The following is a 26199-nucleotide window of genomic DNA, read 5'->3' as shown; positions in this document are numbered from 1 at the left end:
CTCACCATAGGAACGAACTTACCGCCCCGTTCCGAAGGTGAGACCATGACTCCGATCAGTCGTAGATCCTTTGTGCTCGGTGGGCTGGCGGCAGCGGGCGCTGCCGCCGTGCCCGCCTACTCCTCGAGCGTCCTCAACGCCACCGCCGCCGTCCCGTACCCGTTCCAGCTCGGAATCGCCTCCGGCGAACCCGACGCGAGCAGCGTCGTCCTCTGGACCCGGCTCGCGCCCTCCCCGCTCAACGCCGACGGCCAGGGCGGCATGGCGAACGCCAACGTCGCCGTCGACTGGCAGGTCTCCACCGACGACCGGTTCAGCACGCTGGTCGCGTCCGGCTCGGTCACCGCGACGTACGCCGCCGCCCACTCCGTGCACGTCGTCGCCGGCGGGCTCAACCCCGACGCCGACTACTTCTACCGCTTCCGCGCCCAGGGCCACCTCTCCCCCGTCGGGCGCACCCGGACGGCTCCCGCGCCGGGCACGAACGGCCGCGACCTGGTGATGGCGTTCACCTCCTGCTCGCACTACGAGGAGGGCTACTTCACCGTCTACCGCCGGATGGCCGAGGACAACCCGGGCGTGATCCTGCACCTCGGCGACTACATCTACGAGTACGGCGCGACGACCGGCCGGCCGCGGCTGCACGCCGGTGCGTCGGAGATCGTGTCGCTGGCCGACTACCGCCGCCGGTACGCGCAGTACAAGTCCGACCCGGACCTGCAGGCGGCACACGCGGCCGCGCCGTGGATCGTCGTACCGGACGACCACGAGATCGAGAACAACCGGGCCGGCAACATCCGCGCCGACAGCACGCCGTCGCTGACCGCCGCGCAGTGGACCGCGCGGCAGACGTCGGCGTACAAGGCGTACTACGAGAACATGCCGCTGCGGCCCGCGCAGGCGCCGAGCGGCGCGAGCATTCCGCTGTACCGCAAGCTGCCGTGGGGCAAGCTGGCCAGCTTCCACATGCTCGACACCCGGCAGTACCGCAACGACCAGGCCTGCGGCGACGGCTGGAAGGACTGCTCGGACGCCGACCTGGCGAACCGCAGCCTGCCGGGCAACACCCAGGAGACCTGGCTGCTGAACAACCTCGCGCAGCGCACCGGGACGTGGGACATCCTCGGCCAGCAGGTGTTCTTCGCCCGCCGGTTCAGCGCGACCGGAGCCAGCATGGACTCGTGGGACGGCTACCGCGCCTCCCGCGCCCGGATCCAGCAGGGCTGGGTGGACCGCGGCGTGCGCAACCCCGTCGTACTGACCGGCGACGTGCACCGCGCCTGGGCCAGCAACTTGGTTGCCGACTACAACAACCCGGCGTCGGCGGTGGTCGGCCAGGAGCTCGTCACCAGCTCGGTCAGCTCCAGCGGTGACGGCGACGGTGCGACCACGATCCCGGACGTCGGCATGAACCCGTGGCTGAAGTTCTACAACAACCGGCGCGGCTACATCCGTACGACGTTGAGCCCGACCGAGATGCGCGCCGACTTCCGCGCGGTGGCCAAGGTGTCCGAGCACGGCGCCGCGGCGACCACCGTGAAGTCGTTCGTCGTCGAAGAGGGCCGTCCCGGCCTGCAGACGGTCTGAGGGGAGACGACCATGAAGAAGAAGCTTCTGGGGATCACCGTCGCGTCGGTCCTGCTCAGCACCACCGGGGTACTCACCGCCCAGGCCGCCGTCGCGGCGCCGACCTGGGTGACCGCGAACAGCGCCTCCACCGGCGATCAGGACGTCGCCGCGATCGCGACCAACCGGACCGGGTACGTCGCCGTGGTCTGGGAGGACGACCGCGACGCCACCGCCGCGGAGGACAACGCGCACAGCGAGATCTACCTCCGGCTGTTCCGCAACGGGACCGCCGTCTACGAGAAGAAGCTGTCGGCCGGCGGCAGCAGCGGGATCACCAACTGGCGGCACCTGACGCCCGACGTCGGCCTGGACGACAAGGGCAACGCCGTCGTGGTGTGGGCCGACGACCCGGACGGCAACGGCTACTACAACGTCCCGTACCGGGTCGTGAACACCGCCGGCACCGTCACCGCGTCGGGCAGCGCGAACAGCAGCGCCGACGGCCAGCAGGTCAAGCCGCGCGTCGCCGTCGACCCCGACGGCGCTCCGTCGACCGGGGCCGTCGCGTTCACCGTCGCCTGGGAGGACACCCAGACCGGTACGCCGGCCATGATCAAGGCGGCCGGGTTCACCGGCCCGACCACGCGCGCCTGGCAGGTGACCGCGTCGGCGACGACCGGTCAGCACCACAACCCCGACGTCGCGGTCTCGGCCTCCGGCGACGCGGTCGTGGTGTGGGACGACGACGCCGACGCCAACGCGTCGTACGACGTCGGTCTGGTCCGGCTCGCGCGGACCAACGGCGCGGTCAACCTGACCCGCCGTACGGCGAACGCGACGCTCACCGGCGAGCAGACCCGCGCGTCGGTCGCGACCAACTTCAACGGCGACTTCGCGGTCGCGTGGCAGTCCGGTACGACGACCGCCACGCGATCGTTCACGTCGACGGGCACCGCGCGTCACGCCGACCTCCAGGTCGCCACGGCGGCGACCCAGCCGTCGATCGGCATCGACGACCAGGCCAACAGCGTCGTCGGCTGGACCACCCAGACCACCGACCTCGACGTCTGGGTCCGCGGCTTCGGCCCCGACGGCAGCGATGCCGGCCGCCTGTCCGCCCAGCGGCTGAGCCAACTCACCGCCGGCCGCCAGGAACAACTGGCCGTCGCGGTCTCCCCCTGGTCCGAGGTCGCGGTCGCCTACACCGACGACAACGACGGCAACACCTTCGACCAGGTCATCCTCGGCCACTCGTTCGCCAACAACGGCTGGTGAGAACTGCTCGGTGAGTCAGGCCGGTCCTCGCTGCCCAGCTGGACAGCGAGGACCGGCCGGGCGCTCATGATCGAGGTGTCAGTCCGCGCTTCACCATGAACTCGACAGCGCTGTTCATTCCTGTTGGAGTGACCACCGTTCCAGGATGGAGCTTCGGCCACACTCGCAGCATTTCGTCGACAAATGCTTGCCCAACGCTTTCGACCCCGGTGAAGTCGATCTCCATCTCACTGAACACTTCCCTGCCGGCGAGCAAGCGCTTGGCTTCGCTCCGGCTGACGAAGGTGACTCCGAACTCGAACAGCTTCACCACCGGGCGACTTCGGCTGAACTCGTAGTCGATGGTGAACTCCTGGAACAACTGGGACAGGTCGCGGTCCGTGGCTGGATCCAGTTCCAGACTGACGGTGGTTCCCTGAACCACTCCGGACATGCCGACGGCTTGGTCGTTGCGCAGGTTGTCGACCGTCCAGTCGATTCCGTTGGCCGACAACCTGAAGACATCGACGGCCTTGGAGGTGAAGAAAATCCCCTCGCCGGTGTGGCGATCAGGCGCCGTGGTGCGCTTGCCGTTCGTCAGCTCCTGAATGGCCGTGAAGTTGTCAGGCAGCCCCAACCCCTTGGCGAGGTGCGCGAACGCGCCTCTCCCATCGTCTTGGATCATCACCCGTAAGCCCCCCTCCGAGGCGAACGCCGAGACATCCACAGACGCTCCCCCGGAGTGGTCAATGGCGTTGTTCAGCATCGCCGTGAACGCGTACGCCAAGATCTGCTCGGCGGGTCCACCTGCAACCAGGTCCAGCTTCGGCTTCACGATCGACCAGACTCGATCCTCGGCCAGACCGTCGAGCTCGAACTCGCGCTGAAAAAGCAGCTCTGCCGGCTCTTGGTGGTGGACGGCCACAGCCGTACGACCGAGACGGTGATTCATCCAAGCCGATCGGGTTGCCTCAATGTCATATCGGCGATGCCCGCCGCTGGTTCGCTCGGCGGTGAAGACCCCAGCCTCGGTCAGTTGCCGGATGCGGCTGGGTGACAGTCCGAGCTCTGCCGCGACGCTCTTGATCGACTTCAGTTCGGCCACAACACTCCTCAGAATCTACAACTCACTGCAGATTATACCGCCAGCTTCACCGGAAATCTGCAGTTTCCTGTAGATTTTGCCGCTCTTCAGCTACAAATTCTACAGTCCCCCTGTAGAATTTTCCCGTGGACATCACCGAACTGAGCGACCGGGCCGAGCACATCTCGGCCCGGTACGGCGAGCACCTCGGCATCGAGCGCGACGGCGACTGGTTCCTGCTGAAGCTGCAGGAGGAGCTGGGTGAACTCACCCAGTCCTACCTGCAGGTCACCGGCCGCGCCCGGACCAAGGGCCTGAGCGCCGACGAGATCCGGGACGACTTCGAGCTGGAGTTCGCCGACGTGCTCTGTCAGCTCCTGCTGCTCGCCCGGCACCACGCGGTCGACGTACCGGCCGCGATCGAACGCAAGTGGCTCATCCGCGAAGCCCAGCTGAACGACGGGGCCGGGCGTTCTTGACCAGGACGAACAGCGCCACCAGTTGCACCGCCGCCAGCGCGATCATGATCGGAACCTGGAACCAGCCCGGGTAGGTGTAGCCGCCGCAGCCGAGGATCTCGCCGTTGAGGTCGGCCCGGCAGGCCGCCGTGGACAAGGTGCCCAGCAACGCCACCGGGAGAAACCCGAAGGGCAGCACGAGCGTGCCCAGCAGCTTCTCCTCGCGGGTCCAGCGGTCCGAGGTCCAGAGCAAGGCGACTCCGGCAACCCAGCCGAGAAGGTAGAGGAACCCGCCGAACGACAGCAGCAACAACGTCGCGACGTCCCGGCTCCGGAACCGCGGCTGCCGTTTGACCATCACCAGCCCGTCGGTCGCCGCCGCGACGATCTCGTCGGGATCACCCAGCCGGGCGAGCATCGCCCGCACCTCCTCCGGCGTCACGACACCCGCCGCACGCTCCTCGGCAACGTGCGTCCGGACCTCGGCCAGCAGTTCGGTCCGCCGTTCCTCCGGCAACGGCTCGGCCGCCTCGCCCAAGTACTTCAGGTACGCATCGACCAACTCGTCCGCGGTGTGCCGCACGGTCATCGCCTTCCCCCAAGCCCCAGTACGGAGTCGACGGAACCGCGGAAGCGTTCCCAGTCGACGATGAACGCGGCCAGCGCGGCAGTGCCTGCGGCCGTGGTCGTGTAGTAACGCCGCGGCGGTCCCGATTCGGACTCACGCCAGACGGTGTCGACCAACCCCTCGCGCCGGAGCCGAGCCAGCAACGGGTAGAGCGTGCCCTCGGTCGTCACGAGACCGTCGACCTTGCTCAGTGCCTTCACCAGGTCGAACCCGTAGCGCTCGTCGTCCTGCAGCAGCGCGAGCACGCAGTACTCGAGCGTGCCGCGCCGGAGCTGGCTGAACACCTTCTCCGCTACCATGCAGAACAAGGTACCTCGGCACACATGGGTGCGCCAGGGAACCCGTCGTACTTACGCCGTCTTCGGCCGGACGCTGAACATGATCGCCAGCACGAAGCCCGGGATCACGTAGCTCCACAGCGGGGGCAGGCCGAACAGGACTGGCAGCAGGCAGAGCAGTAGCAGGTCGAAGCCTCGGATCGGCTGGGAGAACAGGCCTGGCGGGATCGCGCCCATCGGGGACGCGACCAGCGGGCCGGCGTACGACGGTGGTCGCGCGGACGCCTGCCGGACGACGCCGGACAGGATCCCCGCGGCGACCGCGAACGTCGTCGGCGCGTCACCCAGCGCGGGACTCGCCGCCAGCGTCCACAGCAGCACGAACCCACCCGGTACGACGGCCATCGCGACCCGGAGATCCTTCAGGTCCATCCCGAGCGCGCGCACCAGCCCGGTCGATCGGCAGACCGACCGCAGCCCGTCCATCAACGGGCGGGTCGCCGCGAACCCGGCGAAGCCGGCGGCGATCGGCACGAGTACGTCGTACCCGGTGCCGGCCACGGCGTACGGGACGACTAGCAGGCCGGCGCCGACGATCAGCCTGCGCGGCCAGCGCAGTACGCGGCGGAATTCACGGTGGATGATCGCCTGCACGCGCTCGCCCCGCCCGCGGCGCGACTTCAGCCGGCCGACGATCCGCCAGTGCCGCCCGGCGACGACGTCGGCCAGCAGGCTCACGTCCATGGTGATCGCCGCGCCCGCCATGCCGGCGAGCAAGTCGCCACCGGCAACCAAGCTCTGCTTGGGCAACCGCGCCAGAGTCCGCGCGGTGTAGAGCACCAGCAGACCACCCAGCACCACGACAGCCGCGGCCGTCACCAGCAGGCGCACCTGATAGTCGCTCGGACCACCGCTCGCCTGCCCAACCACCACCATGGTCAGAGTCTCAACGCTCTCCGGCGGACTGCTCTTGCCGGCTTGCGTCGCCAGGATCACGGCCGGGATCGCCGCGACAACCAGCAGCAAGTCAGCAATCCGCAGCGCCCACCGACCTCGTACGGGCACCTGCTGCGCCCACACCGTCGCGCACGCCGTACCGACCAGCAGCAACACCGTCAGCAGCGCCGCCTCGCCGACGGTCGACCACCCCGCGCCGAACAGCGCGAACCCGATCACCGCCGCCAGCGCGCCCATCACCGCCGCCACGATGATCACCAGCCGGTACGCCGGCCGCAGCAGCGCGCCGCGATCGACCGGTGTCGACAGCAACCAGAACCCGGTCGCCCGCGACGCCGAGACCGGCCCGACGCTCAGCAGCACGCGCAGCATCCACGACACCAGCAGCGGCACCAGGATCCACGGCACCGTGTCCAGCAACCACCCGCACGACGCCGACGAGCACGCCGCGGACTTGTTGTTCAGGTGCCGTACGACGTTCCCGCCGGTCGCGCCGAGCATCGCCAGCGCGAAGACCACCAGGTAGACGTCCTCGAACTGCTGCCAGATCGTGCGGTCCGCCTTGCCGCGCCGGACCTTGCGCATCCAGCGCCGCAGCTCCACCGACCGCGGGATCGCCCCGAAGTCGGCCGGATCGAACACCACCGGGCCGTCGGCCGCGGCTGCCCCATCGATGCCCGGCCCACCGGCAGCGCTCCGCCCGTCGACACCCGGCCCCTCGGCGCCGGCTGCCCTGTCGGCGCCCGGCCCGGACCCGGCGCTCCGCCCATCGCCACCCGGCCCACCGGCAGTGCTCATGGCAGCGGGGTGAGCTCGACGGTGGAGTCCGCCACGGCCTCCACCAGGGCCGGATCGTGACTCGCGAACACCACCGACGTACCGGACTTCTTCTCCGCGACGAGCCGCTCCGCCAGCCACGCCACACCCGCCGTGTCCAGCCGCTGCTCCGGTTCGTCCAGCACGAGCAGCTTGCGCGGCCGCACCAGTGCCGTCGCCAGCGCGAGCCGCCGGCGCTGACCCGACGACAGTGAGCCCGGCAGCTGGTCAGCCGCCGCCAGCAGCCCGACGTCGTCCAACAGCGTGTCGACGAGATCCTCGGGCTCCGCGTTGCCGTGCGCGCGAGCGAGCAGGTCGAGATGCTCGGCAGCCGTCAGGTCCGGGAAGAAGTCCAGGTCGTCGAGCAGCGCGGCGACGTCGCGCCGGACGATCTCGGCCCGTTCGTCGATCGGTACGCCGTCCAGCTCGATCTTGCCGGCCGCGGGCTCGTGCGCGCCGACGATGCAGCGCAGCACGGTCGTCTTGCCCGCGCCGTTCGGGCCGACGAGCGCGACCGCGCGGCCGGGCGCGAGGGTGAAGGTGAGGTCCTCGATCACCGGCCGGTCGGCGTACAGGTGCCGCAGGCCGGTGACCGCGAGCCGGGGAGTGCGCTTGCTCATCGCTTGCGGACCAGCGTCAGCCCGTCGCCGATGCCGAGCATCACCACGTCGACGCGGTCGTCGTTCGCGACGTGCGCGTTGAACTCCTTGCGGTCGACGGGGTCCTCGTCGTGCAGCCCGACCACGCGGCCGCCGGCCAGCGTGTTGTCGAACAGCAGCAGCCCGTTCGGGCGGATCCGCGGCACCAGGTGCTCGAAGTACTCGATGTAGCCGGGCTTGTCGGCGTCGACGAAGGCCAGGTCGAACTCACCGTCCAGCTCGGCGGTGGAGGAGTGCGCGTCGCCGATCCGCAGCTCGATCCGGCCCGCGACGCCGGCGCGCTCCCAGTACGGGCGGCCGATCGAGGTCCACTCGTCGCTGACGTCGAGGCAGATCAGCTGCCCGTCGTCGGGCAGCCCGCGGGCGATCGCCAGCGCGGAGAAGCCGGTGAAGGTCCCGATCTCGACCGCGCGCCGGGCCGAGATCAGCCGGGTCAGCGTGGTCAGCAGCGCGGCCTGGTCGGCCGTGGTCAGCATCACCGCGGCGGAGCCGAGCTTCTGGGTCTCCGCGACCAGCTCGGTCGCGATCTCGTCCAGCGGCATCCCGTGCGCCACCATGTAGTCGTGCAGCTGGTCGGTCACCTGGACCTGGTTGCCCATCCGTTTCCACCGTTTCTCGTCGTATCGCGTCGCCTGTAGTCTCTACGGGTTGCCCAAGAGCTCGACACCGACCCCTTCTAGGAGTACCCCAGCATGCAGATCGCCGTCGCCGGATCGATCGCGACCGACATCCTGATGACGTTCCCCGGACGCTTCAAGGACCAGTTCGTCGGCGACCAGATGCACAAGGTCTCGCTGTCGTTCCTGGTCGACGAGCTGGTCGTGCACCGCGGCGGCGTCGGCGCCAACATCTGCTACGGGATGGCCCAGCTCGGCCGCCCGTCCCTGCTGGTCGGCTCGGTCGGTGCCGACTTCGCCGAGTACGGCGCCGCGCTGACCGAGGCCGGCGTCGACGTCTCCCACGTCCGCGTCTGCGAGAACGTGCACACCGCGCGCTTCACCTGTACGACGGACCTGGACGCGAACCAGATCGCCTCGTTCTACACCGGCGCGATGGCCGAGGCCCGCGAGATCGACCTGGCCGACATCCACGCCAGGACCGGTGGGCTGGACCTGGTGCTGATCGGCGCGGACGACCCGGACGGCATGCTCAAGCACACCCGGCTGGCCAAGGAGAACGGCATCGCCGTCGCGGCCGACCCGTCGCAGCAGCTGGCCCGGATGGACGGCGAGCAGATCCGCGAGCTGGTCGACGGCGCGGCGTACCTGTTCAGCAACGAGTACGAGTCCGGCCTGATGGCGCAGAAGACCGGCTGGAGCCAGGACGAGATCCTCAGCCGCGTCGGCGTGCGCGTCACCACCCACGGCGGCGACGGCGTCGTGATCGAGAACGCCGACGGCGTGATCGCCAAGATCCCCGCCGTACCGGCTCCCGGCCTGGTCGACCCGACCGGCGGCGGCGACGCCTTCCGCGCCGGCTACCTGACCGGCCGCGCCGCCGGCCTCGACCACGAGGCCGCCGCCCAGATCGGCTGCACCCTGGCCACCACGGTCCTCGAGACCGTCGGCACCCAGGAGTACACGCTGGACCGCCCGGCCTTCCTGAAGCGCCTCGCCTCGGCGTACGGCGAAGAGGCCGCCACCACAGCGGCCACCACGCTCAACCTGGGCTGACCTGCGCATCACCAGCGAGCAGGCGGTCGCGTACCGCCTGCTCGCCAACCACCTGATCGACCGGCTGCCTCGTGGCGCGTACGCGGAGGCGGCGTACGCCGGCCTGCAGGACACCGCCCCGCGCGACGCCCTGCTCGCGCTGCACGCCCGGGTCACCGACTGCGCTCCGGCGGCCTGGGAAGACCCCGCGCTGATCCAGACCTACAGCCCGCGGGCTGCAGTCCACGTCCTTCCCGCGAAGGACTTCGGCGTCTTCACCGTCGGTCGCCTTCCCTGCGACGACGCCGCCGCGAAGCACCTGGACGACGTCGCTACGGCGATCTGCCGGGCACTCGGCGGACACGAAGTACGCGCCACCGAGCTCGCGGGCCGCTACCGCACCGAGCCGCCGCGCCCTCGCGGCCGCGAGCTCGACGAGCTTCGCCCGGCCTGCGCGACCGGCCGGATCGCGCTCCGCTGGACCACCAGCGCGCTCTGGGTCCACGAGGTCCCGCGCCCGGATCTCGATCGCACCGAGGCCCGCCGCGAGCTCCTCCACCGCCACCTGCGCCGCTTCGCGCCCACCACCCCGCAAGCCTTTGCCTGGTGGGCGGGCCTCTCGGCGCCCGACGCCCGGAGTACCTGGGCCTTGCTGGCCGACGAGCTTGTCGAGGTCGACCTCGACGGCACCCGGGCCTGGATCCATCAAGCCGACGAGCCCGCCTTCTCCGGCGTACCTGAACCGCACGGCGTACGGCTGCTCGTCGAGCCCGATCTGCGCCTGCTCGGGCGCGATCGCAGCGGCCTCTTCGCCGGTCCCGGCAAACGTCCACTCACGCCGGCGACCGACACCTTCCACCCCAACGGCGTACTGGTCGACGGACGGATCGTCGGCGCCTGGGGTCGCAAAGGCGGGCGGGTCAGCGTCAAGCTCTCCGAGCCGCTCACTGCTGCCCAGCGCGACGCCGTCTCCGCGGAGGCAACCAGCTTCCCGATTCCCGGCGCCGGCGAAATTTCCGTCGCGATCACGGAATGGACCGGCTGACCCTCCGGTTGGAGTGAACTGTACGTTCAGTTCACTTCAAGGAGAGCGTGATGACTGAAGCGGTAGCGGCGGCGTCGGGTGAGTTCACGATCGGTGGTGACCTGACCGTACGGCGGCTCGGGTACGGCACCATGCAACTGCCGGGAGAAGGTGTCTGGGGCGACGCCAAGGACCCGGACGAGGCGGTGCGGGTGCTGCGGCGGGCGGTCGAGCTCGGCGTGAACTTCATCGACACCGCGGACGCCTACGGGCCGTTCACCGCGGACCTGCTGCTGAAGAAGGCGCTGCACCCGTACGCCGACGACCTGGTGATCGCGACCAAGGCCGGCTTCGCGCGGACCGGCCCCGGCGACTGGGTCCCGATCGGCCGCCCGGAGTACCTGCGCCAGCAGGTCGAGCTGAGCCTTCGCCACCTCGGCCTGGAGCGGATCGACCTGCTCCAGCTGCACCGGATCGACCCGTTGGTCCCGGTCGCCGACCAGGTCGGTGAGCTCGCGGCGCTCCAGCAGGAGGGCAAGATCCGGCACATCGGCCTGTCCGAGGTCACGGTCGAGGAGATCGAGGAAGCCGGCAATACGGCCCGGATCGTCTCCGTGCAGAACCTCTACAACCTCGCCCAGCGCGACGCCGAGCCGGTGCTCGAGTACGCCGAGAAGAACAACCTCGGCTTCATCCCCTGGTTCCCGCTCGCCACCGGCGGTCTCGCGAAGGCCGCCGGCCCACTCGACGCGATCGCCAAGGACCACACCGCGTCGCCGTCCCAGCTCGCCCTGGCCTGGCTGCTCAAACGCTCCCCCGTCATGCTCCCGATCCCCGGCACCTCCTCGGTCGCCCACGTCGAGGACAACGTCAACGCCGCCCAGCTCGAGCTGACCGACGAGGAGTTCACCCGCCTCACCGAAGCTGTGAAGTAATGCTGCCCCCGTACGCCGGGCCGGCGCGATGAGCGTCTGGTTCGTGACCGGTGCCTCTCGCGGGTTCGGGGCGGAGATCGTCCGGGAGGCACTGGCGCGCGGTCACCAGGTCGTGGCGACGGCGCGCCACCCGGAGGAGATCCCGTACGACGTACTCAAGCTCCCCCTCGACGTCACCGACGAGTACCAGGCCCGAGCGGCGGTCGAGCAGACCGTCGCCGAGTACGGGCGGATCGACGTACTGGTCAACAACGCCGGCCGCGGTCTGCTCGGCGCTGTCGAGGAAGCCAGTGACGAGGTCGCCCGCGCGGTCTTCGACACGAACGTCTTCGGCCTGCTCACCGTCCAGCGCGCCGTCCTCCCGGTCCTGCGCGCCCAGCGGTCCGGGCACATCGTGCAGCTCAGCTCGGTCGGCGGTTTCACCGGTACGCCGGGCTGGGGCGTCTACGCCGCGACCAAGTTCGCCGTCGAAGGGCTGTCCGAGGCGCTCGCCGCCGAGGTCGGCCCGCTCGGCATCAAGGTCACGATCGTCGAGCCCGGCTTCTTCCGCACCGATTTCCTCGACAGCTCGAGCCTGCACACCGCCGACACCACGATCGACGACTACGCGGCGACCACCGGCCGGGTGCGCGAGTTGATGGCCGAGCGCAACCACTCCCAGCCGGGCGACCCGGTCAAGGCGGCGCGCGCGATCGTCGACCTGACCGAGCTGGACGAGCCGCCGTTGCGGATCCAGCTCGGCACGGACGCGGTCGAGCGGATCGGCGCGAAGCTCGACTTCCTGCAGGCCGAGCTGGCGAGGTGGCGGACGGTGTCGACGTCGACGGACCACAACGATGCCTGACAAGGCCACGCATCCTCGCAGTCTCAAGGCGCAGGACTCGGTGCTGTGCGCAACCAAAGAGCTGTTGGCGGAAGGCGGTCTGGCGGCGGCCACGGTCGATGCGATCGCGGCGCGGTCCGGGGTGAGCAAGGCAACGATCTACAAGCACTGGCCGTCCCGGACCGCGATCGCGGCCGAGGCGTTCGGGCGGGAGATGGCGGCCGCGATCCCCTTGCCGGACACAGGTTCGGCCCGCGGCGACCTGACCGAGCAGGTCCACCGGGTGAGCCGGTTCTACGCGGGCGAGCACGGTAAAGTGTTCGCCCAACTGCTGGCCGCGTCGGTCACCGACCCGCTGGCGGCGCCGTACTTCCGTGAGTACTTCCTGGACGCCCGCCGTACGGCGATCGCCGAGCTGTGGCAGCGGGCAACTGATCGGGGCGAGGTCATCGCGGACATCACCGCCGGTACGGCGACCGATGTCCTCTTCGGCCCGCTGATCTTCCGGCTGCTCACGGGCCCACGCCCCGCTGACCGAGGAGGAGGCCGGCAAGATCTCGTCGGCCGCCCTGGACGGACTGCTCCACCGCTGAAGGTATCCATGACTGGTGCAGGCAGCCCGCGCCGATCGCCGTGATGATGGAACCGTGACGAGCACACCACCGAACGATCTGGGCGGCTTCCTGCGCAGCCGGCGAGAACGCCTCACGCCGGCGGCCGCGGCCATCGAGCCAGGCCTCACCCACCGCAGAACCCCGGGCCTGCGCAGGGATGAACTGGCCGAGCTGGCCGGAGTCAGCGTCGGCTACTACACGCGCCTCGAGCAGGGCGTCAGCACCAGCGCCTCCGGAGCCGTCATCGACGCACTGGCCTCGGCGCTGCAGCTGGACCCTGCCGAGCACGAACACCTGCGGACTCTCGCGGCTCCCCGTACGCCGGTCCGCCCGCGGGCCCGGCGGAGCAAGCTGCGGCCATCGGTCCGCGACCTGCTGGCGGCGATACCCGGTACGCCGGCGATCGTGATCGACCACCGCTCCGACGTCCTCGCCTGGAACCGCCTCGGTCACGCCCTGCTCGCCGGCCACCTCGACTTCGACGCACCGGACCAGCGGGTCCGGCCGAACATCGCCCGGATGCTGTTCCTCGATCCGCACCACCGTGCGCTGTACCGCGACTGGCAAGCCAAAGCCGGCGTCACGGTGGCAGCCCTGCACCAGGCGGCCGCGCGTCACCCGGCCGACCTGGAGCTCGAACAGCTCGTCGGGCAGCTCGCCGTCGACAGTCCGGAGTTCGCGCGCAGCTGGGCGCGACGCCCGGTCCGGACCTGCTCGTACTACGTCCGCGAGCTCGACCACCCGGTCGTCGGCCGGGTGACCCTGGCCAACGAGACGGTCACCCTGCCCGACGACGACCAGCAGCTCGGCCTGTTCTACGCGCTCCCCGGCACCCCCGACGCCGACGCGCTTCACCTGCTGGCCCAGAGCCTCACGTCACCAGAGCCCGTTCACCACCGGGAGAACGCACGATGAAGATCATCGTCGTCGGCGGCGCCGGAACCATCGGGCGGCACCTGGTCCCCGCCCTGCGGGCCAACGGCCACGAGGTCGTCACCGCCGGCCGCACCTCGGGCGACCTCCACGTCGACCTGACCGCGCACACCACCGTCGAAGCCCTGTACGACGAGGTCCCGGACGCCGACAGCGTCGTGAGCATCGCCGCCCACGGAGCCCTCGACGACTTCGGCACACTGACCACCGACGAGCTGGCCGGCAACCTGCGCGCCAAGTTCTTCGGCCAGGTCGACCTGGTGCTGACCGGCCAGCACCGGATCGCCGACGGCGGCTCCTTCACCCTGACCTCCGGGATCTTCGCCGACCAGGCCTGGCCGCACGTCACCGGCGGCGGCGTCATCAGCGGTGCCCTGCACAGCTTCATCCTGTCGGCCGCGATCGAGCTGCCGCGCGGCCTGCGGATCAACGTGGTCAGCCCGACGCTGGTCGGCGACTCCGTCGACACCTTCGCCGACGACTTCCCCGGCCTGCGCCCGGTGCCGATGGACGAGCTGGTCGCCCACTACGTCGACTGCGTGGAAGGCGACCGGACCGGAACCGTCATCCGCGCCTACGGTCAGGAGCGCGGACTTCTGCGGTAACCACCGGCGACCGGTAGACCAACAGTCCGTTCAGCCGTTGACAGCGATGGACAAGCGGGCGTTAGGTCGAGATTTGTGCGTACAAATAACAGCTCTTCGATCGAACAACCCAGCCGGCGACGCGTCCTCGGCGCGGCCGGGCTCGGCCTGGCCGCCGGCGCGCTCCTGCCGGCCACGGCGGCGGCCGCCGTACCGGGCACCGCCGAGCAGACCCAGCCGCCGGAGCGTTTCGACGCCACCCCGCTGCGGTTCGCGGTGATCACCGACACCCACGCGGACGTCGTACTGCCCGAGCGGTCCAAGGACCTGACCCGGATGCTCACGGTCGCCCAAGGCATGCATCCCGACTTCGTCCTGCACTGCGGTGACATCACGGACTACGGCGCCGACGACGAGTTCGCGCTCTACCGTTCGTCGGTCCCGGCCGGTCTGTGGGACCGGGTGCACCACGTCCCGGGCAACCACGAGTCGCGCTGGAACCCGGACGCGTTCGAGACCTACCGCCGGTACTTCGGCTCCGAGTGGTCGTCGTTCGAGCTGCACGGGCTTCGCGTCGTCGGCCTCGCGCCGATGCAGCTGTTCCAGGAGCCCGGCCTGTTCGGCGCGGACGGGCTCGACCACGTGTCCCGGGCGCTGCGCGGCCGCGAGCTGCCGACCGCGATGTTCCTGCACTACCCGCTGGGCGCGGACAACTACTACGTGAACGACACCGAGGACTTCCTCGACCGGATCGCCGGGCATCGCGTCCGCGCGATCTTCGCCGGCCACATCCACCGCCAGCAGGTCGCCGCCTTCAACGGCCTGACCCAGGTCGCGATGCGCAACACCTTCGCGATCCCCAGCTTCTACTGGGTCGAGCGTACGGCGGACGGCAGCCGCCTCGACGTCACCGAGATCGCCGTACCGGCCACCGGTTCGCCGACCTCGACCGCCGTCACCACGATCCCGCTCGGCCGCACCGGCCCGGGCGAGGCACTCGAACCGAGCCACACCGCGGTCCACACGACGCGCGAGGCGATCACCGTCTCGGCCACGTTCAGGACCGCGCCCACGCAGGTCCTCGCGCAGGTGTACCCGCAGAACGTCTTCAGCGGCGGCAACGCCGGCACCTGGGTGCCGCTCACCAAGAAGGCCAACACCTGGCAAGCAGACCTGACCACCACCGCCCTACCACCCGGCGAGCACCGCATCCAGCTAAGGGCCATCGGCAACGACACCGCCACCTTCGACCGAACCCTGACGACAAAGCTCACTGCAAAAGAAGCCGCTGTCTCCTGGACCGCCAAGCTCGACGGTGCGATCCAAGGCACTCTCCTCCCCACCTCCGACGGCTTCGTCGCGGCGACCGCCGGCGGGCAGGTCCAGGCCTTCACGGCCCGCGGCCGATCCATCTCCCGCCGCTGGCAGCGCACGGTCGGCGCCGTCCACCGAGCCCCCGCACTGATGGACCGCACGATCCTCGTCCCCTCCGCGGACCACTGCCTCTACGCACTCGACGCGTCGAGAGGCTCGACCGTCTGGTCCACCAACCTCCGCGCCCCCGTCCTCTCCACCCCTCTGGTGACCAAGGTCGACGGCCAGCACCGCATCCTCGTGTCCGCCGGTGGAAGCCTCCACTGTCTCGACTCCCGCGGCCGCGTGCTCTGGTCCGGCGACGTGCACAGCCTGTTCGCCGGTCGCGTCGCTTGCGACGGCGACCGGGTCTATGCCGGAGGCGGCGACGGCAACGCCCGAGCCTTCGACGCCCGCACCGGCAAGGAGCTCTGGTCCGTCCCGATCACCACCAAGACCACGCCGTACCAGCAGTTGATCTACGGCGCCTGGAGCGACGAGCTCGACCTGCTCCCGGACGGTTCCGTCCTGGTCGCGACGGTGTCCAGCGCGATGGCACTCGACCCGGCGACTGGCGCGGTCCGCTGGCAAAAGCCCGGTAGCTACATCTACACGCCGTCCCGCGTCACGGCGTACGGGCTGCTACTGATCGACGAGCAGGGCAACGTCGTGATGGCCGACCCCGCGACCGGCGCCACCCGGTGGACCGTCCGGCCGGTGCTCCGCGCGTTCGAGGCCGGACCGGCGCTGTCCCGCGACGGCAAGACGGCGTGGCTCGTCGGCACCACCGGGCTGCTCACCCGGATCGATCTCGCAACTGGTACCGCCGAGCCCGTGCTCCAGGTGAGCAAGGCCAACACGTTCTCCACACCCGTTCTGATCGCCGATCGCACGCTGGTGATCGGCTTCCAGGACGGCGTACTGCGCGGTGTGACCGGCCTATGACCCCAGCCCGAGGCCCGCGGGGTTGAGCTGGTCGGCGCGCAGCTTGCGGTGGTCCACGAAGACCGTCGGGATCTCCGTGACGTCGCGCTCGGTCGCCGCGGCATCGATGTTCTCGAACCAGCTCTGGTACGGGTTCCCCGCCAAGGCCTCGGCGAACCGGTCCTTCGGTACGCCGAGCTTGTTGCCGAGCTCAACGAGTTGGTCGTCGGTCCACGCCTTGTCGGGATCGTCGAAGAACGCTCGCACGAAGCCGCGAGCGTGCCCGTTGGCGGCAGCCACGGCGAAGGCGTTGGCCAGTCGCGGCGACCGAAGGGAGCTGAGAGCCATCGGCCAGTACGTCACGGTGGTGGTGCCGTGCTCGAGCAGCGCGTCCAGCGTCGTGCCGGACGTCTGCTCGAACACCACGCACTGACGACAGCGGAAGTCCAGGTAGACGTCGATGTTCGACTTGGCGCCGGCCTTGCCGACCGTCACGCCCTTACCGGCGGTCCCCGGCCCGGTGATCACCGGCGGTTCCGGCCGGGCGGTGTCGACGCGCACCGGCGAGTGGATGCGCCAGTAGTCGACCCCGACCGCGGAGACGAGGGCGAGCACCAGCATGACCGCGACAACCGAGACGCGCAGCGTCCGAAGAAGCCGCACGCGTCCGAAGAAGCCGAGGCTATTGCGCACCCTTCTTCGGACGCGTCGCGATTCTTCGGACGCTGCTGTCCAGAGGATCGCCGCGCAGAGCAGCCCCACGACGGCGTGGACGATCGCTTCGAGCAGGTAGTCGGCCCGCCCCGCGCCGAGGACCGCCCCCACGGCCGCGATCACGAGCACCGCCACGGGAGCGACGCGTACCGGCCCAGCCCCTGCTGCGCCCGCAGGATCGCCGTCGCACCTCGCCGGTTCTCCAGCGGCGCGCCCGGCGCTCGATCTGGTCGATCCGGTTGCCACGGGCAACCAGTGGACCGCGACCGAGTACCAGAGACCGGCCAGCAGCGTCGCCCCGAGCGCGTCGCTGGGACGGTGCCAGCCCAGGTTCTGCACCGCGGCCGCGACGAACGCCAGCCAGACCATGGCGACGGCAACGACGTACGGGCGGACCCGCGGAGTGCAGACCAGCACCGCGCCGATCGCGACCCCCGCGGTGACCGCGACGTGACCGCTGGGAAAACTGGCTTCGGTGAAGCCTTCGGACGCTCCGGAGATGTCCGGACGCGGCAGGACGAACCGGTTGAGCACGTAGGTGCTGACGGCCGTGGCACCCGGTACGAACGCTCCCGCGACAGCGAGCAGCCACTGCCGGCGCAGGACGGCGATCAGGACGATCAGCGCGGTCCCGAGGACGAGGGTGAACTCCTCGCCGCGCAACGGCGGCGGCCCGATCGAGTACTGGATCCGGTAGACCCAGGCCTCGGTGACGTACCCCCTGGTCATGGCGTTCTCGACGGTCTGGCCGTACGGCGTACAGACCGCCAGGACGTAGAGCACGAGAAAGGCGATCGCGAGCTTCAGCGGTTGCTTCATCGGAGCCGAGTGTTTCTCCGCGTTGCCAGGATCAGCACCGGCAGCGTCGCCGCGAGCGCCAGTACGGCGGTCGTGCTGGGCTGCGGGTGGTAGGCGAGCATCGTCGGATCAGTGAGGATCGCCTCACCCCGCACGATCGTGAACGCGCCGATCGGGACGGCCCAGCGGAAGTCGCGGGTCAGGACGGTCGCCCAGCCGGCACCGACCACCAGCGCGACCTCCCAGGCGAACTGCCCCCGTTGGAACCACGGATCACCGGCGGTGACATGGAGGCCTCCAGCAACAAAAGCGGCCGCCACGACCGGCACCAGCCAGGCGTACGAGTAGGACTGCCTTGCCCCGCGAGCGACCAGCAGCGCGCAGGCGAGGAACAGCAGGATCGGCAGAACGAGGTGGTGGGCAAGGATCGGCGCGCCGAGACCGTAGTAGCTCGCACCGACCACGCCTTGGCTGCCGAAGACGGTCGTACTGCCGACGGTGAGCCCCGCGTAGACCATCGCCGCAGCGGCCGGCAACGCGATCCAGGCCCGGCCGCGCAGCACCGCGACGAACGCGATCAGCGGCAGCAGTCCGTACGGCAACAGGCGGGTCCGCGTGCCCTCACCGACGGCCCACGGGAATCGGCCGTTGAAGTGGAAGTTGATGGCGTGCGTGCCCGGGTCGACGTGCAGCACCCAGTTCCAGACGTCCTGCAGGTAAGGAGCCAGCGCGAGAAGAGCGAGCCAGAGCGCGGCCAACTGGAGTCCGGCCGGCCACCACGCGCCGCGCGTGGTGGCGGCGTGGATCCGGGCCCGTAGAGCGCTGCCCAGCAAGGCGACAGCCTCGCGTGGCGGCGGCCACTCGCGCCCGGGATGAGCCTCGGCGAGACAGTCCAGCAGCTCGTCGCCACGGCTGTCGCGATAGGCCTTCGGGTAGGCGCGCAGCACCAGCCGGTTCATGCTTGGGCCGTCCGGGGACGCTTGATGACGACGTTCGCCGCCTGCTGCAGCCTGGCCGCCTCGCGCTGCAGCGCCGCGCTGCCGTCGTCGGTCAGCCGGTAGTACCGACGGGCGCGGCCGTCCACGATCGCCTCGCCGTCCGTCACCACCAGCCCGGCCCGCTCGAGCCGTTCCAAGGCGCCGTACAGGGTGCCGACGGCGAGCCGCAGCCGGCCGTCGGTCGCCTGCTCGGTGACCTTGATGATCCCGTAGCCGTGCAGCGGCCCGTCCTGCAGCGCGGCCAGCAGGAAGTACTGCGCCTCGGTCAGCGTCGGCGATGCGTCCGTCATGCCGACCGACTATATATCGCCCGACGAACTATGCGAACCGCACCCCCGACTAGAGCCGGGGGTCGACCGGCTCCGACTCCAGCGCCAGGACGGCGAACACGCACTCGTGGACCCGCCACAGCGGTTCGCCACGGGCGGCGCGCTCCAGCGACTCCAGGCCGAGCGCGTACTCGCGCAGCGCGAGCGACCGCTTGTGGCCCAGGTTCCGGTTGCGCAGGCGCTCGAAGTTGGCCGGCTCGGTGTAGTCGGGGCCGTAGATGATCCGCAGGTACTCCTGCCCGCGGACCTTCAGCCCCGGCTGCGCCAGCCCCTTCCCGGTGCGGACCAGGTTCGCGGCCGGCTTCACGACCATGCCCTCGCCACCCGCGCCGGTCAGCTCCTCCCACCAGGCGATCCCGTCCGCCCACGAGTCGGCATCGACGAACAGGCGCCGCGTCGCCGTGACCAGGCCCGGGCCCGCGGCAACCATCCGGTCAGCGATCCCGAGGTGCCAGGCGTGCGGCCGGTCGTGGTACGTCGCGCCCTCCGCCGCCAGCACCTGGAACGGCGCCACCCGGACGCCGTCCAGCCCGTCGGTCGGCCAGCAGTACCGCCGGTACGCCGCGCTGAACAGCTCCGCGTTCGCCGTACGGCGCTGAGTCCGCTCGAGCAGCTCCCCGACGTCGAGCCCGGAAGCCATCGCCGTCTCCAGCGCCGAGGTTGCCACCGGCAACGACGAGCGCGCGGCCGCGCCGACCGCGGCATACTGGTTGCGCAGCAGGTCGCCGGCCTTCGCACTCCACGGCAGCAGCTCGGCGTCGAGCAGCAGCCAGGACGTGTCGAGCTCGTCGAAGAGGCCGGCCTCGGTGGCGACCTCGCGGAGCCCGAGCAGCAGCTCGTCGGTCAGGTCCGGCTTGAAGAACGACCGCCCGGTCCGCGTGTGCACGGCGCCGCGACCGGCCAGCCCGAACCGCTTCTCGGCGACGTCGTCGTCCCGCGTGATCAGCACCACGGCACGCGACCCCATGTGCTTCTCCTCGCACACGAGCTCGGTGACGCCCTGCCCCTGGTACGCCTCGAACGCCTGCCGCGGGTGCTCCAGCAGCCCCGGCTCCGGCGAGGTCGCGACCGGGCTCATCGTCGGCGGCAGGTACAGCAGGAACCGCGGATCGATCGCGAACCGGCTCATCACCTCCAGCGCCGCCCCGGCCTGCTCGGCGCGCACGCTGAGCCGCCCGTGCGTCGCGGTCTCGATCACCCGGCGCCCGGTGACGTCGGTGATGTCGAGGACGTCGGGCTCGCGCGCCGGAGCGCTCGGGACGTGTAGAGGCTTGGCCGGCGCGTAGTACTGCTCAGCAGCCTGTACGGCGACCAGCTCGCGCTCCGGGTACCGCAGCGCGGTGAGCGCGCCGCCGAACACGACACCGGTGTCGAGGCAGATCGTGTTGTTGATCCACTCCGGTTCCGGCGTCGGGGTGTGCCCGTAGACCACCATCGCGCGGCCGCGGTAGTCCTGCGCCCACGGGTAGCGCACCGGCAGCCCGAACTCGTCGGTCTCGCCGGTCGTTTCGCCGTACAGGCAGAACGCGCGGACCCGCCCGGAGGCGCGCCCGTGCATCCGCTCGACCAGCCCTGCGTGCGAGACGACCAGGTTGCCGCCGTCGAACACGTAGTGGGAGACCAGCCCGTCGATGAAGGTCTCCACCTGCGCCCGGAACTCGTCGCTCTCCCCCGCCAGCTGCTCCAGCGACTCGGCCAGCCCGTGCGAGGTCTTCACGTTCTTGCCGCGCAGAGCCTTCAGCAGCTTGTCCTCGTGGTTGCCCGGCACGCAGTAGGCGTTGCCCGAAGCAACCATCCCCATCACCAGCCGCAGCACCCCAGGAGTATCAGGCCCCCGGTCTACCAGGTCACCGACAAACACAATCTTTCTGTCAGTAGAAGAAGTTGCATCAACAGCACAACCACTGGAATCTCTTGTAATCGTGTAGTTCAGCTCTCCAAGTAGCTGTTCAAGCTCCGCCCGGCACCCGTGGATGTCACCGATCACATCGAACGGCCCCGTCTGGTCCAACAGGTCGTTGAACAGCCGGGTCCGCTCGATCGTCACCGCCTCGACCGCCTCCACGGTCTCCAGCACGTGCACCCCGCGAAACCCCTCGCGCCGCAGGCTCCGCAGCCCGCGCCGCAGCTGAGACCGCTGCCGCCCGACGACCCGCGCCCCGAAGTCCCGGTCCGGCCGCTGCGCGTTCCGCTCCAGACACACCTTCTCCGGCAGATCCAGCACGATCGCGACCGGCAGCACGTCGTGCTCCCGCGCCAGCGCGACCAGCTCGCGCCGCGCCTCCGGCTGCACGTTGGTCGCGTCGATCACCGTCAACCGCCCGGCCGCCAGCCGCGTGGCCGCGATGAAGTGCAGCACCGCGAACGCGTCCTTGGTCGCCGCCTGGTCGTTCTCGTCGTCGGAGACCAGCCCGCGGCAGAAGTCGCTCGAGATCACCTCGGTGCCGAGGAAGTGCTTGCGCGCGAACGTCGACTTGCCCGACCCGCTCGCACCCACCAGCACGATCAGGCTGAGCGCCGGTACGCCGATCGTCGTCATCAGCCGTTCTCCTTCCGGAACACCGCGAGCTGGGTCGGCGGCCCGACCTCCGGGTCGTCCGGCCCGACCGCCCGGAACGTCACGCCGTACCCGTGCAGCGCGCACACCTCGGCCGCCCACCCGCGGAACTCCTCCCGCGTCCACTCGAACCGGTGGTCCGGGTGCCGGAACGCGCCGGCCGCGAGCGTCTCGTAGCGCACGTTGTGCTCGGAGTTCGGCGTCGTCACCACGACAGCCCCCGGCCGCGCCGCCCCGAAGACGGCCTGCGCCAGCGCCGGCAGCCGCGGCGGGTCGACGTGCTCGACGACCTCCATCAGTACGGCGGCGTCCAGCCCGGTCAGCCGGGCGTCGGCGTACGTCACCGACGACTGGAACAGACGCAGCCGCTCACGCTTGCGGTCGGACATCTCGTCGACGTGCAGCCGCCGCTCGGCCAGCGTCAGCGCCCGCGCCGACACGTCCGTCGCCACGACCTCGTCGAACTGCCCGTCCTTCAGCAGCAGCCCGACCAGCTGCCCCTCACCACACCCCAGGTCAGCCACCCGATGCGCACCCAGCTCCTTCAGTACGCCGACCACAGCCTCCCGCCGCTGCACAGCCAGTGAAGGTGGGCCATCAGCCTGTACAACCTCTTCTACCGGCTCTTCCTCTTCCAGCGACAGCCCGTCGACCTCCGTCAGCCGCTCCAGCGCCAGGTCGGTCAGCGACCGCCGATGCGCCAGGTACCGCCGGCTGATCAGCTCCTTGTCCGGGTGCGTCCCCAGCCACCCGTCGCCGGCCTTGACCAGCTTGTCGATCTCGTCCGGCCCGACCCAGTAGTGCTTGGCGTCATCCAGCACCGGCAGCAGCACGTACAGGTGGTTCAGCGCGTCCGCCAGCCGCAGTACGCCGCTCAGCCGCAGGTCGACGTACCGCGAGTCGCCCCACTCCGGGATCTCCGGGTCCAGCGGCACCGGCCGCGCGTCCACGGTCCACCCCAGCGGCGCGAACAGCCGCTCGGCCAGCGCCGATCCACCGCGGCACGGCAGCGCCGGGACGTGCAGCTCCAGCGCGATCGCCCGCGCCGCGAGCTCCGGCCGCGCGTCGCACCGCCCGTTCATCGCCGTCCGGAACAGCTTGCCCAGCGCGACCGCGAGCAGGCTGGAGGCGGCGTACGGCCGGTCGTTCACGTACTGCCCGAGCGTGAACCCCTCCGCCGCCCGGCCCTTTCCGGACCGGACCAGCGCGATCGGGTCGACCTCGAGCACGACCGCCGCCGTACAGGCCTGGTCGGTCGCCACCGGGTAGATCACGTGCGCTGTCCCGCTGGTGACGTCGACCGACTGCGGTCGCGCCGGGTTCTTGTGCAGCAGGAAACCGAGCTCGGCCGCCGGGGCGCCGAGACCGCTGGACGTGGTGGCGATGGTCAGGAACACCGGCTCATTCGATCACGGGAGCAGTCCGTTCAGCGCGCCCTTTTGGTCCGCGGAGCCGACCACTCACCAAGACACGCGGACAAGCTCTGGCGCATCCGGCCGGTTTGGTTCTAGCTTGTTTTCCAGAAGATGAGTCGCTACAGACCGTTCTTCCCCGCTGACAGTCGGTACTGTCCCCGGTTCGTAGCGAGCACCCACCCGCGCCCGATCCGGGGAAAGGACCATGGCTACAGCTCTCTCAGGCCGCCCGGCCACCGCGACCGCAGAGGTCCGCCGGTGAAGCCCCAGACCTTCGAACTCGTCCGTTTCACCGACGTCAGCGGCGTCTCCGGCACCGGAGTGGTGGCCGAGGGGTGTGTGTTCACCGACGGTTCGGTGGCACTGCGCTGGCACGGCGCGAACCCCTCCACCGCCATCTGGCCGGACATCGCCTCGATCCTCGCCGTGCACGGCCACTGCGGCGCGACCGTGGTCCGCTGGCTGGACGTCTCCGAGTTGGAGACCGTGCCCGGCACCGACCTGCTCCCCGGCGAGGTGGCCCACATCCTGGCGACCGGCCGCCGCACCCACCACCCGCCACCGGTGGTCGCCACCGCCTAGTACGACGTACGGCGTACCGGCCGCCAGGCCGCGATCCCGACGTACGGCGTACCGCTCGCTACGCCGAGATGCCGGTCAGCGCGAAGAACTCCTGCCGCGACGCCGGGTTGTCGCGCAGCGTCCCGTGCACGGCCGACGTGACCGTCGTCGAGCCCACCGCCCGCACGCCGCGCAACGACATGCACTGGTGCTCGGCCTCGATCACCACGCCGACACCTTTCGGCGCCAGGTGACCCTGCAGCCAGTCCGCGACCTGCTTGGTCAGCCGCTCCTGCACCTGCAGGTCGCGCGCGAACAGCTCCACCACGCGGGCCAGCTTCGACAGCCCGAGGATCCGCTCCCCCGGCAGGTACCCCACGTGCGCCACTCCCTGGAACGGCAGCATGTGGTGCTCGCACAGCGACTGCACCGGGATGTCCCGGGCCAGCACGAGCTCGTCGTACCCCTCGTCGTTCGGGAACGTCGTCAGGTCGAACTCCCGCGGCGTCAGCATCTCGGCGTACGCGTTCGCCACCCGCCGCGGGGTGTCGGCCAGGTGGGCGCCGTGCGGGTCACGCCCGAGCGCCACCAGCAGATCAGCCACGGCACGTTCCGCCGCCGGCAGGTCGATCTCGGGGCGGCCGCCCACGACGTGCAGCTTGGCCGGTACCGCGGTGGCCGGCTCAGCGAGCTCGGTCCGGATCGTCGTCATACGCCCCTCCTGATGATCGAAGGCGATCAGTTTACTGTTTTGTCAACCGAAGTTGGAGATAGAATCATCCCGTGGACCGACAGGCCAACCTCCAGGCGGTCGCCGCCCTGGACGAACCGACCCGGCGACGCCTCTACGAGTACGTCGCCGCGGCCGCCGCGCCCGTGAGCCGGGACGACGCGGCCACCGCGCTGGCGCTGCCGCGCAACACCGCCGCCTTCCACCTCGACAGGCTGGCCACCGAGGGCCTGCTCACGGTCGTCTACGAACGCCGTACCGGCCGGACCGGCCCTGGTGCTGGGCGTCCCGCCAAGCTTTACCGCCGCTCCGACACCGAGATCGAGATCTCGCTCCCCGAGCGCCAGTACGCCGTCGCCGGGCATCTCCTGGCCGGCGCCATCACCGACGCGGAGACGTCGGGCGACTCCCCCCGGGCCGCCCTCGAACGCCAGGCCCACGCCTACGGCAAGTCGTTGCCCGGCGACTCCCTCTCGGAGGTCCTGGCGAGCCAAGGCTTCGAGCCGCACCCCGAGGGGCAGTCCATCGCCCTGTCCAACTGCCCGTTCCGAGCGCTCGCCAAGGCACACGGCTCCCTGGTCTGCGCGATGACGCTGCACCTGGTGGAAGGAGTGCTGGCCGGCCACCCCGACTCCGGCTTGAAGGCGGAGCTCCACCCGGCCCCCGGCCACTGCTGTGTTCACCTCCTCCCTCGCCGCCCCGCCTGACCACCCCCGCCTTCCTTCCCTTGATCCCCCGGTAACAGCCCGCCGGGGCTTAGGCTCGGACAGTGGCGAAGACCAAACAGACTTCCGCAGGCACTCCCGCGACCGTCACGCTGACCAAGGCCGGGTTGCCGTTCACCACGCACGCCTACGAGCACGACCCCGCCGCGAAGTCGTACGGGCTGGAAGCCGCCGAAGCGCTCGGCCTCGACCCGAAGCAGGTGTTCAAGACGCTGCTCGTCGAGGTCGACGGCAAGCTCGCGGTCGGCGTCGTACCGGTGGACAAGCAGCTCGACCTGAAGGCCGTCGCGGCGGCGCTCGACGGCAAGAAGGCGACGATGGCCGACCCGGCCGCCGCCGAGCGGACCACCGGGTACGTCGTCGGCGGGATCAGCCCGATCGGCCAGAAGCGCAAGCTGCCGACCGTCGTCGACACCACCGCGACCGCGCACGACACCGTCTACGTCTCCGGCGGCCGCCGGGGGCTCGACCTCGGCCTCGCCCCGGGCGACCTGATCACCGTCACCGCCGCCCGGACCGCGCCGATCGCCCGCTGACCAGACGAGGAGCCTGCCGGCATGGACGAACCCAACATCGAGACCACACCGTCGTTGCGCGGCTTCCTCGAGCTGTACGCCGCCGGCTTCGTCGAGCGCGAGGAGATGCTGTCCGCGGTGGCGTCCTGGCCGTTCGAGGACGAGAAGACCGATCCCGAACCGGACGAGCAGGACAACACCCTCGCCGTCGTCTCCGCGGCCCGCATCCTCGGCCAGCTCAGCCGCGAGGACATCGAGGAGATCCAGCGCCGCCTCGAGGGCCCGCCCAACTTCGCGTAACGGCCTTTCGAA

Annotated in this window: 27 protein-coding genes; 15 read left to right on the top strand and 12 right to left on the bottom strand. The window is 70.3% G+C overall.

Annotated elements, in window-relative coordinates; genetic code table 11:
* Positions 1–45 precede the first annotated feature (45 nt).
* Both ACLQ2O_RS29385 and ACLQ2O_RS29380 read left to right on the top strand, forming a co-directional pair.
* Positions 46–1587, top strand: coding sequence for an alkaline phosphatase D family protein (locus ACLQ2O_RS29385; RefSeq protein ID WP_425837508.1), 1542 nt, complete (start codon positions 46–48; stop codon positions 1585–1587).
* 12 nt (positions 1588–1599) lie between these two features.
* Complete coding sequence (locus ACLQ2O_RS29380; RefSeq protein ID WP_425837506.1) at positions 1600–2844, top strand: hypothetical protein; 1245 nt, start codon at positions 1600–1602, stop codon at positions 2842–2844.
* Positions 2845–2908: 64 nt separating this feature from the next.
* Here the strand turns inward: ACLQ2O_RS29380 and ACLQ2O_RS29375 are convergent, their stop codons facing one another.
* Positions 2909–3928 (bottom strand): STAS-like domain-containing protein, encoded by a 1020-nt coding sequence (locus ACLQ2O_RS29375; RefSeq protein ID WP_425837504.1) that lies wholly within the window; start codon positions 3926–3928, stop codon positions 2909–2911.
* Between the two features lie 125 nt (positions 3929–4053).
* Here ACLQ2O_RS29375 and ACLQ2O_RS29370 point away from each other — a divergent pair, with 125 nt between their 5' ends.
* Positions 4054–4386, top strand: coding sequence for a pyrophosphatase (locus ACLQ2O_RS29370; protein ID WP_425837501.1), 333 nt, complete (start codon positions 4054–4056; stop codon positions 4384–4386).
* On the opposite strand, the gene ACLQ2O_RS29365 is transcribed toward ACLQ2O_RS29370, so the two are convergent.
* Genes ACLQ2O_RS29365 through ACLQ2O_RS29345 form a run of 5 tightly spaced genes read right to left on the bottom strand, consistent with a single transcriptional unit; the run spans position 4343 to position 8302 of the window.
* Positions 4343–4954, bottom strand: a complete 612-nt coding sequence (locus ACLQ2O_RS29365; protein ID WP_425837499.1) for an HAAS signaling domain-containing protein — start codon at positions 4952–4954, stop codon at positions 4343–4345. The genes ACLQ2O_RS29370 and ACLQ2O_RS29365 overlap by 44 nt on opposite strands.
* Positions 4951–5292 carry a PadR family transcriptional regulator gene (locus tag ACLQ2O_RS29360; RefSeq protein ID WP_425837496.1) on the bottom strand — a complete coding sequence of 114 codons (342 nt, stop codon included), beginning with the start codon at positions 5290–5292 and terminating at the stop codon, positions 4951–4953. The genes ACLQ2O_RS29365 and ACLQ2O_RS29360 overlap by 4 nt, the downstream gene beginning before the upstream one ends.
* A 51-nt stretch (positions 5293–5343) precedes the next feature.
* Positions 5344–7026 (bottom strand): DUF6297 family protein, encoded by a 1683-nt coding sequence (locus tag ACLQ2O_RS29355; protein ID WP_425837493.1) that lies wholly within the window; start codon positions 7024–7026, stop codon positions 5344–5346.
* Entirely contained in the window at positions 7023–7664 is a 642-nt protein-coding gene (locus ACLQ2O_RS29350) for an ABC transporter ATP-binding protein (RefSeq protein WP_425837490.1), read from the bottom strand. The genes ACLQ2O_RS29355 and ACLQ2O_RS29350 overlap by 4 nt, the downstream gene beginning before the upstream one ends.
* The gene (locus tag ACLQ2O_RS29345) at positions 7661–8302 is read right to left on the bottom strand and encodes an O-methyltransferase (protein ID WP_425837487.1); all 642 of its coding nucleotides are present in this window, start codon (positions 8300–8302) and stop codon (positions 7661–7663) included. Before ACLQ2O_RS29345 ends, ACLQ2O_RS29350 begins: the two co-directional genes overlap by 4 nt.
* Positions 8303–8395: 93 nt before the next feature.
* On the opposite strand from ACLQ2O_RS29345, the gene ACLQ2O_RS29340 reads away from it, so the two are divergent.
* The 8 genes from ACLQ2O_RS29340 (at position 8396) to ACLQ2O_RS29305 (ending at position 16566) form a co-directional block, all read left to right on the top strand.
* Complete coding sequence (locus ACLQ2O_RS29340; protein WP_425837484.1) at positions 8396–9376, top strand: carbohydrate kinase family protein; 981 nt, start codon at positions 8396–8398, stop codon at positions 9374–9376.
* A 1-nt stretch (position 9377) separates the two neighbouring features.
* Entirely contained in the window at positions 9378–10400 is a 1023-nt protein-coding gene (locus ACLQ2O_RS29335) for a DNA glycosylase AlkZ-like family protein (protein ID WP_425837828.1), read from the top strand.
* Between the two features lie 50 nt (positions 10401–10450).
* Positions 10451–11314 (top strand): aldo/keto reductase, encoded by an 864-nt coding sequence (locus ACLQ2O_RS29330; protein ID WP_425837481.1) that lies wholly within the window; start codon positions 10451–10453, stop codon positions 11312–11314.
* Between the two features lie 28 nt (positions 11315–11342).
* Entirely contained in the window at positions 11343–12158 is an 816-nt protein-coding gene (locus tag ACLQ2O_RS29325) for an oxidoreductase (RefSeq protein ID WP_425837479.1), read from the top strand.
* Complete coding sequence (locus ACLQ2O_RS29320; RefSeq protein ID WP_425837476.1) at positions 12151–12774, top strand: TetR/AcrR family transcriptional regulator C-terminal ligand-binding domain-containing protein; 624 nt, start codon at positions 12151–12153, stop codon at positions 12772–12774. The genes ACLQ2O_RS29325 and ACLQ2O_RS29320 overlap by 8 nt, the downstream gene beginning before the upstream one ends.
* 10 nt (positions 12775–12784) lie before the next feature.
* A complete protein-coding gene (locus tag ACLQ2O_RS29315) occupies positions 12785–13666 on the top strand; it encodes a helix-turn-helix transcriptional regulator (protein WP_425837473.1) in 882 nt (293 codons plus the stop codon).
* Complete coding sequence (locus tag ACLQ2O_RS29310; RefSeq protein WP_425837470.1) at positions 13663–14289, top strand: short chain dehydrogenase; 627 nt, start codon at positions 13663–13665, stop codon at positions 14287–14289. The genes ACLQ2O_RS29315 and ACLQ2O_RS29310 overlap by 4 nt, the downstream gene beginning before the upstream one ends.
* A gap of 75 nt (positions 14290–14364) precedes the next feature.
* Positions 14365–16566, top strand: a complete 2202-nt coding sequence (locus ACLQ2O_RS29305; RefSeq protein WP_425837467.1) for a PQQ-binding-like beta-propeller repeat protein — start codon at positions 14365–14367, stop codon at positions 16564–16566.
* Here ACLQ2O_RS29305 and ACLQ2O_RS29300 read toward each other — a convergent pair.
* From ACLQ2O_RS29300 to ACLQ2O_RS29280, 5 genes are read right to left on the bottom strand one after another with little or no spacing between them, the layout of a single operon-like run.
* Entirely contained in the window at positions 16561–18078 is a 1518-nt protein-coding gene (locus ACLQ2O_RS29300; RefSeq protein WP_425837464.1) for a thioredoxin domain-containing protein, read from the bottom strand. The genes ACLQ2O_RS29305 and ACLQ2O_RS29300 overlap by 6 nt on opposite strands.
* On the bottom strand, positions 18075–19016 hold the full coding sequence (locus ACLQ2O_RS29295; RefSeq protein ID WP_425837461.1) for a hypothetical protein: 942 nt from the start codon (positions 19014–19016) through the stop codon (positions 18075–18077). Before ACLQ2O_RS29295 ends, ACLQ2O_RS29300 begins: the two co-directional genes overlap by 4 nt.
* Positions 19013–19345, bottom strand: coding sequence for a PadR family transcriptional regulator (locus tag ACLQ2O_RS29290; protein ID WP_425837459.1), 333 nt, complete (start codon positions 19343–19345; stop codon positions 19013–19015). Before ACLQ2O_RS29290 ends, ACLQ2O_RS29295 begins: the two co-directional genes overlap by 4 nt.
* Positions 19346–19394: 49 nt before the next feature.
* Entirely contained in the window at positions 19395–21923 is a 2529-nt protein-coding gene (locus ACLQ2O_RS29285; protein ID WP_425837455.1) for a polynucleotide kinase-phosphatase, read from the bottom strand.
* Positions 21923–23338 (bottom strand): 3' terminal RNA ribose 2'-O-methyltransferase Hen1, encoded by a 1416-nt coding sequence (locus ACLQ2O_RS29280; RefSeq protein WP_425837452.1) that lies wholly within the window; start codon positions 23336–23338, stop codon positions 21923–21925. Before ACLQ2O_RS29280 ends, ACLQ2O_RS29285 begins: the two co-directional genes overlap by 1 nt.
* A gap of 276 nt (positions 23339–23614) precedes the next feature.
* On the opposite strand from ACLQ2O_RS29280, the gene ACLQ2O_RS29275 reads away from it, so the two are divergent.
* The gene (locus ACLQ2O_RS29275; protein WP_425837449.1) at positions 23615–23938 is read left to right on the top strand and encodes a hypothetical protein; all 324 of its coding nucleotides are present in this window, start codon (positions 23615–23617) and stop codon (positions 23936–23938) included.
* 58 nt (positions 23939–23996) lie between these two features.
* Here the strand turns inward: ACLQ2O_RS29275 and folE are convergent, their stop codons facing one another.
* Complete coding sequence (folE, locus tag ACLQ2O_RS29270; RefSeq protein ID WP_425837446.1) at positions 23997–24629, bottom strand: GTP cyclohydrolase I FolE; 633 nt, start codon at positions 24627–24629, stop codon at positions 23997–23999.
* Positions 24630–24700: 71 nt separating this feature from the next.
* On the opposite strand from folE, the gene ACLQ2O_RS29265 reads away from it, so the two are divergent.
* The 3 genes from ACLQ2O_RS29265 to ACLQ2O_RS29255 all read left to right on the top strand — a co-directional run bounded on the left by ACLQ2O_RS29265 (position 24701) and on the right by ACLQ2O_RS29255 (position 26187).
* Entirely contained in the window at positions 24701–25354 is a 654-nt protein-coding gene (locus ACLQ2O_RS29265; RefSeq protein ID WP_425837443.1) for a helix-turn-helix transcriptional regulator, read from the top strand.
* Positions 25355–25416: 62 nt separating this feature from the next.
* Positions 25417–25908, top strand: a complete 492-nt coding sequence (gene ybaK, locus ACLQ2O_RS29260; RefSeq protein WP_425837441.1) for a Cys-tRNA(Pro) deacylase — start codon at positions 25417–25419, stop codon at positions 25906–25908.
* A 21-nt stretch (positions 25909–25929) separates the two neighbouring features.
* Positions 25930–26187 (top strand): hypothetical protein, encoded by a 258-nt coding sequence (locus ACLQ2O_RS29255; RefSeq protein WP_425837438.1) that lies wholly within the window; start codon positions 25930–25932, stop codon positions 26185–26187.
* Positions 26188–26199 lie beyond the last annotated feature (12 nt).

Source organism: Kribbella sp. DT2 (assembly GCF_049844575.1).
GTDB lineage: Bacteria > Actinomycetota > Actinomycetes > Propionibacteriales > Kribbellaceae > Kribbella.
The sequence above is the reverse complement of the archived record's forward strand: the minus strand, read 5'-3'. Positions and strand labels throughout refer to the sequence as shown.